The following is a 14,459-nucleotide window of genomic DNA, read 5'->3' on the forward strand; positions in this document are numbered from 1 at the left end:
AGCTGGAAGCCAGGAGTTTACAGTTGAAGGGAAGTCCTAGAAGGCGAAGCATTTCACCCAGGCTGCAGTCATGGCGATATAGGTCAGCTGATGCAGGCATTGATCCGTGCCCATGGCACGCCAAAAAGAGGCCTGCTGCGGGTTGAGATCTTTCTTTTCAGAGTAATGTGCCTTGCCGTAGTCGATGTGGAAATGGATCACCCATTCAATCAAGCAGATCAGCAGGATAAATCCGACCGATGCGCCCATGAGCACAAAGACAACAATCGACAGCAGCGCATGAACCCCGGCGTGTTGGGCGCGTCCTGCATGCAGGTATTCGTCCCGGCCGGATAGCATTTTGGGTGTTTGCAAAAAGAAGTCGGCAAACAGATGTTTGATCTGCAACAGGCAGAGCAAAATCAATACGGATCCGACAAGTCCTGGCAAGGCATTCCCCTGTGCAAAATACTCTGAAACCATACGGGTTTTTTGCCATCTGGCAAATACTGTGTAGCAGGGATGCCGTAACGGGACAGTGACCTTCATCACAGGAGCAACATTTGCTCTGCCCATTGCCTGTCAGGTGCAAACCGCGCTAGGCATGGGGAACTCTTTTTGCTGCAGCCAAAGTTGGAGCTCTCCCATAGAACCGTCTCTGTTTCGTTTTATCTGGAAATATTCCAAACGCGACCAAGTGATCCTGCTGATGGTCACCGCCTGTCTGTTCCCGCTGTTATATCTCACGCTGGAACTGCCTAAACGGATCATCAATGACGCCATCGGGGCGCAGAGTGACCGTATCGAGCTGCTTGGCTACTCGATTGAAAAACTCGATTACCTGTGGATACTCTGTGCCGGCTTCCTGATTGCCGTGCTGCTGCACGGGTTGCTGAAAATGCGCATCAATACCATGAAGGGCGTGTTGGCTGAGCGCATGTTGCGGCGTTTCCGCTACAAGCTGATCGCCCGGGTTCTGCGCTTTCCGCAGCCCTATTTTGAACGGGTAAGCCAGGGTGAGCTGGTGTCGATGATTACCTCTGAAAGCGAGCCAATGGGGGGCTTGATGGGGGATGCGGTCAGCCAGCCTGTGTTGCAGGCCGGGCAGATGATGACCATCCTGTTCTTCCTTTTCACCCAGAGCCCCTGGTTTGGGTTGGCTGCGGTGGCACTGATTCCTTTGCAGGGCTGGCTGATCCCGATGCTGCAACGCCAGATCAACCTGCTGAACAAGACCCGTATCCATCAGGTGCGGGCGCTTGCCTCTGAGATCGGCGAAAGTGCTGCGGGCGCTGCGACCCTGCGCCTCAATGGTGGCTGGCGCTACCGGATGGCGGCGATCACCGATCGGCTGGGGCGCCTGTATGACATTCGCTTTCTGATCTATCAGAAAAAATTCTTCATGAAGTTCCTCAACAACTTCATCACCAATTTGACGCCTTTCTTTTTTTATTCGGTGGGCGGGTATCTGGTGCTGCAGGGCGAGGTCTCTCTTGGGGCGCTGGTGGCCGCGCTGGCGGCCTACAAAGATCTTGCCTCACCCTGGAAAGAGCTGTTGGCCTATTACAACCAGACACAGGACATGGGCCTGCGCTGGGATGTGATCCTGGAACGGTTTGCACCTGCGGGTATGGTACGCGAAGAGCTGATGTCCGGCGAGCCGGAGGAGCTTGTACATCTCAATGGCGATGTCACGCTCAATGGGGTCAATGTGCGGGATGCGGATGGTAATCTGGTGCTGGAAGACCTGAACGCAACCCTGCCTGCAGGGCGGGTCATTGGTATTGCGGCCCCCTCGGAAGAGGACAGGCGGGCGATGGCCGAGGTGCTGACCCGCGAAGTTTTACCCGCTGCCGGGCAGGTGATGATCGCAGGTCGAGATCTGCGTGATCTGCATCAGGCGGTGCTGGCGTTGCGCATCGGTCATGTGACGTCGCGGCCGGTGCTGTTTCAGGGCTCATTTGGCGATAATGTGATGATGCCGATCCGCCAGCGCCCCAAGGGGAGCACACAGGATCCCGAACGGTTTCGCGCCGCACAGCTTGCGGGCAATAGTGCGGATCCCTTTGATGCTCCCTGGCTGGACCCGGAGTTGGTTGGCTTTGCAACCGAGCATGATCTGCGCGACTGGTGGGTTCAGCTTCTGGCGGGGATTGGCACGGACAGCGCGCTGTTTCGCCGGGGGATGGAGCAGCGTTTTGACTCCAAGCAACACCCGCGTCTGGCGCAAATGCTGGTTGATCTGCGTCCCAAGGTGCGTGCGGCTGTTGCCAAATCGGAGCTGGGCGGACAGGTGCATGGTTTGGCCCCGGATGCCTATAATCCGGCGCTGCCCGTGGTTGAAAACCTGCTCTACGCGACGCTGAGCGAGCCTATCTCCGAGGCAGTGCTGAGCCAGCACGTAGATTTCCTCCATCGGTTGCGGGAATTGAAACTGGTCGATGATCTGGTAGCCCTGACACAGGATGTCGTGGACATCCTGCGGCAGATTTTTGGCATGGATGGCACGGATCACCCATTGTTTCGCAAGTTGGGACTTGATCCCAAAGCCTATGAACGGGCCTCGGCCCTGGTTGACAAAACCCGCAGCAAAGGCCCCGAGGCACTGGAGCACGACGAGCTGGCGCAATTGATGATCGTGCCCTTCAGTATTTCGGCGGAACAGATCGGCCCGGCCTTCACGGATGAAATGAAGGCGCGGATTCTTGCCTTTCGCAAAAGCCACGCGGATGAGCTGTTGGGAACCCTGTCTGATGTCTTTGTGCGGCTGGACGAGACGAGCTTTGCCCCTGGGCTGACGGTGCTTGAAAACGCGCTATTTGGCAAGATTTCCGACAGCTCCGGGGCCCGTGGGGATGAGTTGCGGCGGCTGGTCTCGCAGGTTCTGGTCGAAAACGGCGCCCGTGATATGGTGGTCGAGCTGATCTTTGACCTGCCCATTGCACTGGGCGGGCAGGGGCTGCCGTCCAGCTATGCAGAGCCCCTGGCCTTTGCCAGGGCCACGATCAAGCGACCGGATATCCTGCTTCTGGATGGGGCTTTCTCAAGCTACGATCTGGACACCCGGATTGCGGTTCATAAGAACCTGCGCCGCCTCTTGCCCAATACCACGCTTGTTTATCTTGAGGCGGCGTTTGAACGGGCGGATGTGTTTGATGTCTTTTATGAACTGCGCCAGGGCAGATTGGTCAGTGATGACTCACAACAGCAAGTGGTCGAAGATAGCGCTGCCAGTCAGGATCTGGCGCGCAAGCTGCGGGCATTGGAAGAGACCGAACTGTTTTCGGGATTAAATCGGCGGCAGCTGCGGTTGCTGGCCTTTGGGGCGCGCTGGTATTCAGCCGAGGCCGGAGATGCGGTTTTCCTGAAGGATGATGTTGCCAGCGATGGTGTCTATATGATTACCGAGGGCAAGGCCGGACTGTTCCTGCCACAAGAGGGGCAGGCGGATCGCAAGATCACCACGGTTGGGCCAGGCAAGCTGGTGGGGGAGCTGGGTCTCATCCGCAAAGAACCCCGGGCGCTGAGCATGATTGCTGAGACCGAACTAACCTGTTTGCGGATTGGTGAAGAAGAATTCCTGGCCGTGGTCGAAAACGATGCCAATACCGCCTTTAAGCTGTTGCAGGTGGTCTCCGGCTACGTTGGAAATTGAGCAGCCGGGGCGCCTCACCGCGCCCCGATAGCGCCATAGAACTGGCGGCGCACACGAGACGTCAGGAAACCGCGATTAGCCAAGGGATCAGGGCGGTCTTCTGGGCGGTCTGTGGCAACAAAACGCCCACAGTCAATGGAGATCGGACAGTGGAGATTGGACAGTGGAGATCTGGCAGGGGTCCGCTGGGGCGGGGTTAGCTGGGGCTGCAGAACTGACGGTAGAGCAGGGCAATGATCTCTTCGGTATTTCGGTTCTTGAGCGAGTAGTAAATGGTTTTCCCCTCGCGGCGGGTTTGCACCAGCCCCTCGTCGCGTAGCCGCGCCAGCATCTGGCTGACAGCGGCCTGACGCATATCCAGCAGGGCCTCCAGCGCGCCGACGGATTTTTCTCCGGTACCGAGATGACAGAGAATCATCAGCCGCCCCTCATGGGCCAGCGTCTTGAGAAAACCTGCCGCTTCGGCGGCGCGCTCTGCCATATCAATGGGTGTTTCCGGATGTATCCCTGTCTCTACCGCCTCTGTTGAGGGGGCTATTTCAAGAGTAGGCTCTGGGGTCTGAAGGGTCACGTATCCAACATCCTGCGGTGATTGATGATCGTATATTGCCCTATTTTCCATGGGGAAGTCACCCCCTGCAATGACACCTGTCCTGCCCTCAGGTTTCAAGCGGGGGAGCACCGCCGGCAAAACTGTTGCCATGCTGATAATCGCAGGGCTCCTCGCGCATGTTGAGATGCAGATCAGAGCCCACAAAGGGGTGCGCACGGGCGAGGACCTCATCGACCTGAATGCCAAGCCCCGGTGTTTCCGGCACGGTGATGAACCCGTCCTCGACCCGGATAGAACCCCGGATCAGCGCGTCATGAAACGGCGTTTCAATGCATTCTGCCATCAGGATATTCGGGATTGAGGCGGCGAGTTGGATATTGGCGGCCCATTCTACCGGTCCAGCATAGAGATGTGGCGCCATCTGCGCGTTAAACACCTCGGCCAGGGCCGCAACCTTTTTCATCTCCCAGATACCGCCAGCCCGGCCCAGGGCTGGTTGCAGAATTTCGGCAGCCCCCGCGCGCAAGACGGCGGCAAATTCGGATTTGGTGGTCAATCGCTCCCCGGTGGCAACAGGAATTCGCACAGTGCGGGCAACGCGGGCCATGTCTTCGATATTATCGGGTGGGGTTGGCTCTTCGAACCAGAGCGGCGCATAGGGCTCTAGCGCCTGGCCCAGGCGGATTGCGCCGCCGGTGCTGAACTGCCCATGGGTGCCAAACAGCAAATCCGCCTTGTCGCCCACCGCGCCACGGATGGCCTTGCAGAAGGCCACGGACAGCGCAATATCCTGCATGGCAGGCATATGCCCGCCGCGCATGGTATAGGGGCCTGCCGGGTCGAACTTGATGGCGGTATAGCCCTGGCGCACCATCTCGGCAGCGGATTCGGCGGCCAGGTCGGGGGAGGTCCAGAATTCGGTGATGTCGTGATGCGCCAGAGGATAGAGATAGGTATAGGCGCGGATGCGATCATTCATCCGCCCACCGATGAGCGCATGCACGGGCCGGTCACGGTCTTTGCCCAGGATATCCCAACAGGCGATCTCCAGCCCCGAAAAGGCGCCCATCACCGTCAGATCGGGGCGCTGGGTAAAGCCCGAAGAATAGACCCGGCGGAACATCAGCTCAATGTTTTCCGGGTTTTCCCCTGCCATATGGCGCTGAAACACATCTTGGATCACCGGCTTCATGGCCTCGGGACCAATGGATGATGCGTAACATTCGCCCCATCCGGTGACGCCGGTATCGGTGGTCACCTTGACCAAAATCCAATACCGCCCGCCCCAGCCAGGAGCAGGCGGGGCGGTGACGATGATCTCAAGATCTTGCAGTTTCATGCCACTATTCCTCATCCCAGACGTCGAGCCGGTTCATTTCTTTTTCTATCTCCGCAATGACCTGTGAAGAGCTGAAAAAATCAATGTCAGGGGCGCTGATATCATCCATGAAGATCTCGATCTCAAGCTGCATGGGAGCGCCGTCAAAATCACCATCAATGCGCCAACGGCGGGTGTCACCCTCCATAATCTCAGGCAAGGCGCCTGTGATGGCCACGTCCAAATTCGCGGGCAGGGCAAAGCGCGGGTTTTCTGTCAGCCTGGTCAAAAAGGGGCCGACCTCAGAAGCGTCGAAATTCATCGAAGCCTCTGAGGTGATCGGCGGGGCCGCAGCGGGCTTTGGTTTGAACAAGTCGAGCAGGAAATTCAGCACCAGGCACGCTCCGTCTTAGGTATCCCGGTTAAACACAATCACATTGCGTCTGGCGCTGCCTGTCTTGGTGTCGGCGATGGCCTCGTTGATTTGATCCAGGCTCCAGCGCCCGGAAATCAGCTCGTCCAGTTTCAGCCGCCCCTGCTGGTACAGATCGACCATCCAGGGAATATCGCGCTGAATGACCACATCGCCCATTTTGGAGCCAATAAGGCCATGCCCGACCGCAGCCATGATGACGGGTTCGTATTCCGCCTTTGCACCGGAGTGCGGCATGCCGATGATCACGGCCTTGCCGCCATAGCCCAGATAGCGCAGCGCCTGTTCATAGGCGGGGATCGCCCCCACGGTGACCAGCACCACGTCGGCGCCTTTGCCGCCAAGCGCCTTGAAGGCGGCTTTCCAGGGGGATTTCAGGCTGCCAAGCACACCATCGGTGGCGCCGAATTCCTTGGCGATCTCCAGTTTTTCCTCGGTCATATCAACCGCCACGATGCGGCGTGCCCCGGCAATGCGAGCGCCCTGAATGGCGTTCAGGCCGACACCGCCGGCGCCGATCACAACCACATCTTGTCCGGCGCGCAGCCCGGCGGCATTGACCGCAGCCCCCACCCCGGTGATCACCCCGCAAGAAATCAGCGAGGCCGCCTCTTTGTTCAGGTCATCAGGGATTTTCACGATTTGGCGCTGATCCACCACCACTTTTTCGGCAAAGGCACCACAGGTCATCGCCTGCATCAAGGGACCGCCATCAGCGGTCTGCAGCGGGCCGTCCTTGATGGCATCATAGGGCGTTTGGCAGAGCGTTGGTTTGCCGCTGGCGCAGTTGGGGCAGCTGCCGCAAGAATGGATCAGGGTGACCACCACGCTGTCGCCTTCGCGAAAACCGCTGACTCCATCACCAAGGGCCGTGACTACGCCAGCGGCTTCGTGACCATAGACCGCAGGCAGAAACCCGCCCCAGGCGCCTTCGGCCCAGGAAATATCGCTGTGGCAGATCGCGACCGCATCCAAGGTGACTTCGACCTCGCCCATGCGTGGCGCTGCCAGTTGAATGTCTTCGATGACCAGGGGTTCCCCATGGCTATGGCAGACGGCGGCTTTGATGGTTTGCATGGTGTTCTCCTTGCTGGTTGGAGGCACGGTGACCCGGGCGCAGAGCCATCGCAAGACTAAACGGCCACGCCCATGTGGATTTACGTCACGGAAGACCGGCTGCGCAGGAAGACCAGGGCGCCAATGGCCATCAGAACAAGGGCGAGGAGAAAGGGGGCTCCGGGCAGGTAATAGGCGGTTTCTTTGTGAGAAAAGAAGGCAAAGGTCGATGCCATCATCATCGGTGAGACAATCATCGACAGCGCGTGTACAGCTGTCATCACACCCTGCAGTTCGCCTTGCTGAGTGTCATCCACCGCGCGTGACATCAGCCCCTGCAAGGCAGGTTGTACCACCGCGCCGATGGCCGAGATCGGAATCAGAGCCAGCGCCAGGGGGCCGCTGCTGATCACCGCAAGCACGCCAAAGGCGACAAAGTCAAAAAACTGCCCCCACAACACCGTGCGGCGCTCCCCAAACCAGCGCACCATGTAGCGCAGCAATCCGCCCTGCACCAAGGCCATGCAGATTCCATAGATCGCTAGCGATATCCCAATCATCCGTGGCTGCCAGCCAAATTGTTCTGCGGTGAAATAGGACCAGATTGCGGGGTAGACATAGATCGCCACCGAGTAGAGGAAATAGACCCAAAGCAGCCCGGTGATGCCGGGAATGCGGGCGATGGCGCGAAAGGCCCCCAGCGGGTTGGCTCGACGCCAGTCAAAGGCGCGGCGGGTCGTATCAGTGACGGTCTCGCGCATGACAAACCAGCCCAGGGCAAAGTTCAGCCCGGCCAGCCCGGCCGCAGCGTAGAACGGCGCGCGGGTTCCCAGCTCTCCCAGCAGCCCGCCGGTCAGCGGCCCCAGCACAAAGCCGGCGCCAAAGGCGGCGCCCAGCAAGCCAAAATTGGCGGCTTTCTCGGTGGGTTTGGAAATATCAGCGATATAGGCGCCGGCAGTGGCATGGGTGGCAGCGGTGATGCCGCCAATGATACGCCCCACCATCAACAGCCACAGCGATCCGGCCACCGCCATCACCAGATAGTCCAGCATCATCACAAAGAGCGAGACAAGCAGCACAGGTCGTCGTCCCAATGCATCCGACAGGGATCCAAGCACCGGGCTGAACAGGAATTGCATCACTGCAAAAACGGTACTCAGGACGCTGCCCCAAAGTGCCGCCTCGGCCAGGCTGCCGCCCTGTACCTCCAGCAGCAGATTGGGCATGATCGGCATGATCAGCCCGACGCCCATGGCGTCGATCATCACGGTGGTCATCACAAAGAGCAAAGGCAGGCGCATCAGGGGTGTCTTCACTGGCAGGGAGATCGGGAGAGGGCGCCCAGGTTGGGTCCATGTCAGATGCAGGTCAGCTGCAGAGCCTATGCATGAGCGCCATCTTGTGACTCGTTTTGGTTGCTGGCCAGTTCCGCGACTTTTTTGCTGAAACGCAAGGCTTCCGTCGGGGCGGCACCGAGCTGCGCGACCGGATCGAACAGCGCCTCCACGTCGAGCTGTGGAAAATCACGTCCCACCAGCGCGCGCAGGGGCGTGCCGCTGACACCGGCTTCGCGGCACAGGGTTTTGACCACGGCCTGCGCATCTGGTCGCGGCATTTCAGCGGCCAGAGCAAAGCTCAGCGTCTCGGCGTGGATCATGTCCAGACCAGAGGACAGGGCCGTGCTCATGGCATCTGCATTGGGCGTTATCCCGGTGCAGAGATCGCGGGCGGTCCGGGCGGCGCTGGCAGCGCCCAGAACGATCTGCGGCAGGCACAGCCATTCGCTGAACCAGGCGGCACCATCGCGCTGATGCTGATGCAGGGCGCTGCCGTGCAGGATCGACAGCAGCCCGGTGCCTTGGCGCGCCAGGGCAACCAGGGCAGAGGGCGCGACCGGGTTCTGTTTCTGCGGCATGGTCGAGGAGGCTCCGGCCCCGCCCAGCGTGATTTCCCCAATGCCGGTTTGCACCAGGGCGATACAGTCTTCGCCCAGTTTCCCCAGCGCCAGATTGACCCGCACCATCCAGTCCATCAGCCGCAAAACGGATGTCCGATCTGTGTGCCAACTGGCTTCGGGGTCATTCAGCCCCAGAGCCTTGGCCATCTCGGCGCGGATCTCACCAGCCTTTGGCCCCAATGCGCCCGAGGTGCCGGCCGCGCCGGAAAGCGAGACCAGCAGGCAGTTACGGCGCAGCTCTGCCAACTCATCGATCAGAGCCAGCAGCGGCATCCCCCAGGTGGCGACAACCGCGCCAAAGCTGGTTGGGGTGGCATGTTGACCATAGGTGCGCGCGGCCATCGGCAGGCTGGCATGGGTCTGGGCCAGCTTGGCCAGGGCTTCCAGCGCCAGTTTCAGATCATCCTCGATCAGCGCCAGCGCCTGGCGCAGCCGCAGCATCAGGGCGCTGTCCATGATGTCCTGCGAGGTGGCTCCCCAGTGCACATATTGCGCGTGTTCCGGCGCGTTCATCTCGGTGCGAAAGGCGGCCACCAGGCCCGGCACGGGCACGCCGTTTTGCCCTGTGGGCTTGCGCAGGGTGCCGGGATCCATGGCGACCTCCATGACGGCGCGGCCAATGGCTGCGGCGCTGTCTTGCGGGATCACCCCGGCTGCGCCCTGGGCCCGGGCCAGCGCGCCCTCGACCAGCAACATGGCGCGGGCCTCGGCCGTATCGGTAAACAGGCGCCCCACATCACCAGAGGTAAAGAGGTCGCCATAGATCTGGCTGTCAAAGACGGATCCCGCCATTTCAGATATCCTTTGCGATATGCCCGATGAGCTCTGCCAGGCCCTCTGGGTCGGCAAAAAAGGGCGAATGAGAGCACTGCATCTCGTGTACGGTGTTGCGCGGCCAATCCGCGACCATCTGCGCCTGATACTCGGGCGGGATGGTTTGGTCGTTGGTGCAGCGAATATAGGCCTTGGGCGTATTCTTCCAGGCATCCGTCAGCTCCAGCGGCGTCTCCTGGGGCAGGATCGGCTGGGCACAGAGCCGGGGCAGCGCATAGGCCACGGCCTCGGCGGGGCAGTCCTGGTAAAACAGGCGCGGGGCCTCCGCCAGATCAATCGTGTAGCTGGCGCCATCTGGGTGTTTGATCGCGGCTGTGCCAATGGTCTGACGTGGTCCTGCCTTGCGCATGTCGATCAGCGACTGGCCGCAGACGGGCACATAGGCGCAGAGGTAAATCAAACCGCGCATCGCCTTTGGCGCGATCTCAGCTGCAGCAGTGATTGGATACCCGGCCCAGGAATGACCCAGAACTATCGTCTCGGGAGTACTCGCCGCAACGATGGCCTCGGCTGTTTCCTTCAGGGTTACGGTTGCAGGGTCGCGCCCATCGTCATGACCGGGCAGGGTGATGGCACGGGCGCTATGGCCCCGGGCCTCAAGGGCGGGGATCACGTCGCGCCAGCACCAGGCGCCGTGGCAGGATCCGTGGATCAGAAGAAAATCAGCCAATGTGCCCGGTCTCCCGTAAGAATTGCGTCAGGCGGCTGGTATATTCATCTGGCTGTTCGACGCAGGGAATATGACCGGCGCGGCGGATCAGGTGAAACTGGCTGCCGGGAATAAGATCGACGGTTTCGCGCACCAGATCCGGCGGCGTGGCGCCATCCTCGGACCCGGCAAGGCCCAGACAGGGCAGACGCAACCCGCTGGTTGGAGTATAAAAATCGGTGCCGGCAATGGCGGCGCAGCAGCCGGCATAGCCAGCCTGCGATTGTTGCACCAGCATGTTGCGCCAAAGCTGTAATTCTGGCGTGGCGCGGAAGTCGCGGGCAAACCAGCGCTCCATCACATTGTCGGCCAAAGGCTCGATGCCCTGTTCGGTGACCGCATTGACCCGCTCCTGCCACATCTCGGCGGTGCCGATCTTGGCGGCGGTGTTTGACAAGACCAGCGCGCGCACCATGTCCAGACGTTTGACCGCCAACCCCTGGGCGATCATGCCGCCAATGGACAGCCCGACAAAGACGCAGTCGCGGACCTGCAGATGATCCAGCAGGCGCTCGGCATCGCGCACCAATGCCCCCATGGAGTAGGGGGCAGGGGGACAGGACGACAGCCCATGGCCGCGTTTGTCATAGCGGATCACTTTCAGCCCCGCAGGCAGACGTTCCACCACCGCGTCCCAGACACGCAGGTCGGTGCCAAGTGAATTGGCAAAAACGATGGGCGCGCCGTCGGGGGCGCCGTCAATGCGGTAATGAAGCTGAACATCACCGAGGTCTGCGATTTGCATGCGGTATTCTCCGGTAGGGGCTGACTGCTATTTACCGGAGAGGCGGGGCCGGGGTAAAGCCCAGCTTTGCCGCGTGCCGCCCCTGCTGCGGGCCAAGCCTGCCGCGTGCCAAGCCTGCGGCAGGGGGCGGGGCGCTGTTATTGACCTGTGGAAGGATCGTCGGTGTCGGGCCCCTCGCGCAGTTCCATATGCGCCATGATCTGACCATGGTCCGAGGCGAGCTTGTTATAGGGCGCCTCGGGGTGGCTGCCATCAGTCAGGTGGTCGTTGAACACACTGTAATAAAGCATCTGCCCCCTGGCGCCTGACCAGCTGGGATCAAAGTGGCGCGACATATAAATCTGATCGATGCTTTCATGTACGCCCCCAAAGGCAGTGGTATAGACCACATCCCTGAGCGAGCGTTTGAGAAAGACCTTTTCGGCGGAGCGCAGGCGCACCTTGTCCACCGCTTCTTGAATTTGGTCATTCTCAGATCGGCTGTAGCGGTCATTGCCGTGTTTGGCATCATGGCGCAGCATCCAGGCGTAATTGCGAAAGGGCACCTCGCCCGAGATGATCTCGCTGCTGACCGCATGTTCACCATCGTTGAAATCGCCAAGAACCATCACCGGGCGGTCCTGTTCCAGCTCATCCAGAATGGCCCGGCGCAAAACCCAGGCTTCGCCCATGCGACGCAGGGCCGAGCGCAGCGCGCCCAGGGCACGGCCTGCCGGGTCATAGGCGGTCAGCACGGTTTCCGGAGCCTGTGCCGCACCAGGCGGGGTGATGAATTCGCCCAGTTTGGATTTCAGGTGGCAGTTAAAGACGGTAACAACCTGCCCATTGATAGGAATTCGCGCCTTGAGGATCGGGCGTGACAGGCAGCGCAGGGTGTAATAGCCGGCCTCTTCCTCGCCGCCGAGGTGGGACATCGGGATATCCAGCGGCGGCTCCAGCTCCTGGATCACCTCGGGCGTGCCAACAAAGCCAAAGCGCGACAGGATCGCCAGACCGGGGCGACGCTGGCCCGGTTGGCCGGTGTCATTGACATTGGCCGCAAAGGCGAGGCCTGTATCGCCGTAGGGACCATAGGCCAATTTGCGAAAAATGGCCTTGCGATGATAGCGTTTCGAGCGGTCCGGGACCGTGGCGGCATTGGCCTGGATGCCACGGGCATCGGCCTCGGCAATCACCTCTCGCAGGGCCTCTTCTTCAAAAATCTCCTGGAAGCCAACAATATCGGCATCCAATGTCAGGATCTGATCGGCCATCCAGTCCGACTTCCAAGCGTATTCCTCGGGGGTGTAGCTTTGGAAGCGGTAGTATTCCTTGTCCTGCCCAATCAGATTTTTGACGTTGAAAGATGCGATGGTGAACCGGCTCATGGCAAACTCCGTCAGATGGATAGCGCCCTCATGTGGTCAAGCATAGCGGCTGAGCGCCTGGCAGAACAGCTCCGCATCCACATTACCGCCAGTAGCCACGGCAATCACCGCCTCGCCTGTGATCTCGTCCGGGTGAAACAAGGCGGCGGCCAGGGCAACGGCGCCACCGGGTTCGATCACGATCTTTAACCGCAAAAAGGCCATCGCCATGGCGCGCAGGGCTTCCTCTTCGGTGACCACAAGGCCAGGACCACAGAGCCGCTGCAGAATTGGAAAGGTCAAAGCGCCGGGGGCGGGGGTGAGGATAGCGTCGCAGATCGAACCGGATACCTCAGCGTTGCTTTGGATGTCTCCGCTTTGCAATGACCGCGCGACGTCATCAAACCCCTGGGGCTCAACCGGGCGCACCTGCAGCCCCGGCGCAGTTGCTTCCAGCGCCAGCGCCACGCCACTGGTGAGACCGCCACCACCGCAACAAACCAGCACATTCGCCGCTGTGACACCCTCGGCTTTGGCCTGACTGGCGATTTCCAAGCCAATAGTGCCCTGGCCGGCGATGACCTCTGGCTCGTCATAGGGTTTGATCAGGGTGAGGCCGCGCTCCTGGGCGAGTGTCTGGCCAATGGCGCTGCGGTCCTCTCCGGCGGCGCGGTCATACAGCACCACATCGGCCCCCAGCGCGCGGGTGTTTTTGATTTTCAGGCTGGGTGCATCGGCTGGCATCAGGATAACGGCGGCTACCCCGTGGGCCTTGGCTGCGGCGGCAACACCCTGCGCGTGGTTGCCGCTGGAATAGGCCAGAACACCCCGCGCACGATCAGCCTCCGTGAGGGCTGAGATTGCCGCCCAGCCGCCGCGAAACTTAAAGGATCCGGTATGTTGCAGGCATTCGGCTTTGACCAGAACCCGGCGTCCGGCGATTTCATCCAGAAACGGCGAGCTGAGCAGAGGTGTGACGCGGGCATGACCCTGCAGCCTTTTGGCGGCGGCTTGGATCCTGTCAAAGGATGACATCAAATGTGCTCCAGAACGGATTGAATAAGGGAAAGGGATAGTGGTTCATCCAGGAAAGGAACATGGCCGCGATTGGCAAGCTCCACAGCCTGGATCTGCGGCAGGCGGCGCTGCATTTCCAAGTAGGTTTCGTGACTCAAGACGTCTGAATTGGCGCCCCGAATGATGCCACAGGGCAGCCCGTCAAGCGCAATGAACAGCGGCCAGAGATCCGGCAGCGGGCCTGCCTCGGCCTGGGTCAGCAGCGCGTCGCGGATCCGGGGATCATACCGCAGCTGCAAGCCTCCATCGGTGGCATCGTAGAATGTCTCTACCTCTTCGCGCCAGCGCCGGGCGGGCACATCGCCAAAGGCAGGCGCCATCAAGGCGGCAAGGGTCTCGGCGGCCTGGGCATGGGTCTTGGCGGCGGGGCGACGGCCCACATACATCATGATCCGGGCAATTCCGTCTTCCGGGATGACCGGACCAACGTCGTTGAGGATCACAGCCATGAGCCGTGATTTGGCACTGGCAGCCAGCATCATGGCGACCATTCCCCCGCGTGAGGTGCCAAGCAGTGCTGCCTTTGGCAGCGACAGATGGTCCATCAGCTCCAGCACATCCCGGGCTTCGCGCGGGACGTTGTAGTTCTGGAAATCCGGATCAGGGTCCGACTGGCCGCGTCCCCGCGCATCCAGCGTGATCAGCCGATACTGTTGGGCGTGGGGTGCGAAATAGCGAAAATCCCGGCTGTCCCGTGTAAGGCCTGCCAGGCAGATCAGTGGCGTGCCGGTTGGGGTGCCGGTTTCCTCATAAAATAACGAAAGACCATCGCTTGTGGTGAAAAAACTCATACAGCG

The 14,459-nt window shown here is 60.5% G+C and carries 13 protein-coding genes; 1 reads left to right on the forward strand and 12 read right to left on the reverse strand.

Going from position 1 to position 14,459, the window contains the following annotated elements; all coding sequences use genetic code 11:
• Positions 1-36: 36 nt before the first annotated feature.
• Complete coding sequence (locus ARCT_RS0105190) at positions 37-462, reverse strand: DUF3307 domain-containing protein (protein ID WP_084300745.1); 426 nt, start codon at positions 460-462, stop codon at positions 37-39.
• Between the two features lie 226 nt (positions 463-688).
• Between ARCT_RS0105190 and ARCT_RS0105195 the strand changes: the two genes are divergently transcribed.
• The gene (locus tag ARCT_RS0105195) at positions 689-3,634 is read left to right on the forward strand and encodes an ABC transporter transmembrane domain-containing protein (RefSeq protein ID WP_205855552.1); all 2,946 of its coding nucleotides are present in this window, start codon (positions 689-691) and stop codon (positions 3,632-3,634) included.
• A gap of 196 nt (positions 3,635-3,830) precedes the next feature.
• On the opposite strand, the gene ARCT_RS0105200 is transcribed toward ARCT_RS0105195, so the two are convergent.
• The 11 genes from ARCT_RS0105200 to ARCT_RS0105250 all read right to left on the reverse strand — a co-directional run bounded on the left by ARCT_RS0105200 (position 3,831) and on the right by ARCT_RS0105250 (position 14,453).
• Positions 3,831-4,115: an ArsR/SmtB family transcription factor gene (locus tag ARCT_RS0105200; RefSeq protein WP_051360554.1), complete on the reverse strand. Its 285-nt coding sequence runs from the start codon at positions 4,113-4,115 to the stop codon at positions 3,831-3,833.
• 178 nt (positions 4,116-4,293) lie between these two features.
• Positions 4,294-5,526, reverse strand: coding sequence for a mandelate racemase/muconate lactonizing enzyme family protein (locus ARCT_RS0105205; protein WP_027239111.1), 1,233 nt, complete (start codon positions 5,524-5,526; stop codon positions 4,294-4,296).
• 4 nt (positions 5,527-5,530) lie between these two features.
• Complete coding sequence (locus tag ARCT_RS0105210; RefSeq protein WP_027239112.1) at positions 5,531-5,899, reverse strand: hypothetical protein; 369 nt, start codon at positions 5,897-5,899, stop codon at positions 5,531-5,533.
• A gap of 15 nt (positions 5,900-5,914) precedes the next feature.
• Positions 5,915-7,015 carry a Zn-dependent alcohol dehydrogenase gene (locus ARCT_RS0105215; protein ID WP_027239113.1) on the reverse strand — a complete coding sequence of 367 codons (1,101 nt, stop codon included), beginning with the start codon at positions 7,013-7,015 and terminating at the stop codon, positions 5,915-5,917.
• Positions 7,016-7,095: 80 nt separating this feature from the next.
• On the reverse strand, positions 7,096-8,295 hold the full coding sequence (locus ARCT_RS0105220; RefSeq protein ID WP_027239114.1) for a TCR/Tet family MFS transporter: 1,200 nt from the start codon (positions 8,293-8,295) through the stop codon (positions 7,096-7,098).
• An 80-nt stretch (positions 8,296-8,375) separates the two neighbouring features.
• Positions 8,376-9,743: a class-II fumarase/aspartase family protein gene (locus tag ARCT_RS0105225; RefSeq protein ID WP_027239115.1), complete on the reverse strand. Its 1,368-nt coding sequence runs from the start codon at positions 9,741-9,743 to the stop codon at positions 8,376-8,378.
• 1 nt (position 9,744) lies between these two features.
• A complete protein-coding gene (locus ARCT_RS0105230; RefSeq protein WP_027239116.1) occupies positions 9,745-10,455 on the reverse strand; it encodes an alpha/beta fold hydrolase in 711 nt (236 codons plus the stop codon).
• A complete protein-coding gene (gene pcaD / locus ARCT_RS0105235; protein ID WP_027239117.1) occupies positions 10,448-11,239 on the reverse strand; it encodes a 3-oxoadipate enol-lactonase in 792 nt (263 codons plus the stop codon). The genes ARCT_RS0105230 and pcaD overlap by 8 nt, the downstream gene beginning before the upstream one ends.
• 137 nt (positions 11,240-11,376) lie before the next feature.
• Entirely contained in the window at positions 11,377-12,606 is a 1,230-nt protein-coding gene (locus tag ARCT_RS0105240) for an endonuclease/exonuclease/phosphatase family protein (protein ID WP_027239118.1), read from the reverse strand.
• Between the two features lie 36 nt (positions 12,607-12,642).
• Positions 12,643-13,620: a threonine ammonia-lyase gene (locus tag ARCT_RS0105245; protein ID WP_027239119.1), complete on the reverse strand. Its 978-nt coding sequence runs from the start codon at positions 13,618-13,620 to the stop codon at positions 12,643-12,645.
• The gene (locus tag ARCT_RS0105250; protein ID WP_027239120.1) at positions 13,620-14,453 is read right to left on the reverse strand and encodes an alpha/beta fold hydrolase; all 834 of its coding nucleotides are present in this window, start codon (positions 14,451-14,453) and stop codon (positions 13,620-13,622) included. The genes ARCT_RS0105245 and ARCT_RS0105250 overlap by 1 nt, the downstream gene beginning before the upstream one ends.
• Positions 14,454-14,459: the final 6 nt, after the last annotated feature.

Source organism: Pseudophaeobacter arcticus DSM 23566 (assembly GCF_000473205.1).
Classification (GTDB): domain Bacteria; phylum Pseudomonadota; class Alphaproteobacteria; order Rhodobacterales; family Rhodobacteraceae; genus Pseudophaeobacter; species Pseudophaeobacter arcticus.

Excerpts from the sequence above, each read along its gene's own strand:
- ARCT_RS0105190 (WP_084300745.1), bottom strand. The coding sequence starts at position 462 with ATGGTTTCAGAGTATTTTGCACAGGGGAATGCCTTGCCAGGACTTGTC.
- ARCT_RS0105195 (WP_205855552.1), top strand. The coding sequence starts at position 689 with ATGGTCACCGCCTGTCTGTTCCCGCTGTTATATCTCACGCTGGAACTG.
- ARCT_RS0105200 (WP_051360554.1), bottom strand. The coding sequence starts at position 4,115 with ATGGCAGAGCGCGCCGCCGAAGCGGCAGGTTTTCTCAAGACGCTGGCC.
- ARCT_RS0105205 (WP_027239111.1), bottom strand. The coding sequence starts at position 5,526 with ATGAAACTGCAAGATCTTGAGATCATCGTCACCGCCCCGCCTGCTCCT.
- ARCT_RS0105215 (WP_027239113.1), bottom strand. The coding sequence starts at position 7,015 with ATGCAAACCATCAAAGCCGCCGTCTGCCATAGCCATGGGGAACCCCTG.
- ARCT_RS0105220 (WP_027239114.1), bottom strand. The coding sequence starts at position 8,295 with ATGCGCCTGCCTTTGCTCTTTGTGATGACCACCGTGATGATCGACGCC.
- ARCT_RS0105225 (WP_027239115.1), bottom strand. The coding sequence starts at position 9,743 with ATGGCGGGATCCGTCTTTGACAGCCAGATCTATGGCGACCTCTTTACC.
- pcaD (WP_027239117.1), bottom strand. The coding sequence starts at position 11,239 with ATGCAAATCGCAGACCTCGGTGATGTTCAGCTTCATTACCGCATTGAC.
- ARCT_RS0105240 (WP_027239118.1), bottom strand. The coding sequence starts at position 12,606 with ATGAGCCGGTTCACCATCGCATCTTTCAACGTCAAAAATCTGATTGGG.
- ARCT_RS0105245 (WP_027239119.1), bottom strand. The coding sequence starts at position 13,620 with ATGTCATCCTTTGACAGGATCCAAGCCGCCGCCAAAAGGCTGCAGGGT.
- ARCT_RS0105250 (WP_027239120.1), bottom strand. The coding sequence starts at position 14,453 with ATGAGTTTTTTCACCACAAGCGATGGTCTTTCGTTATTTTATGAGGAA.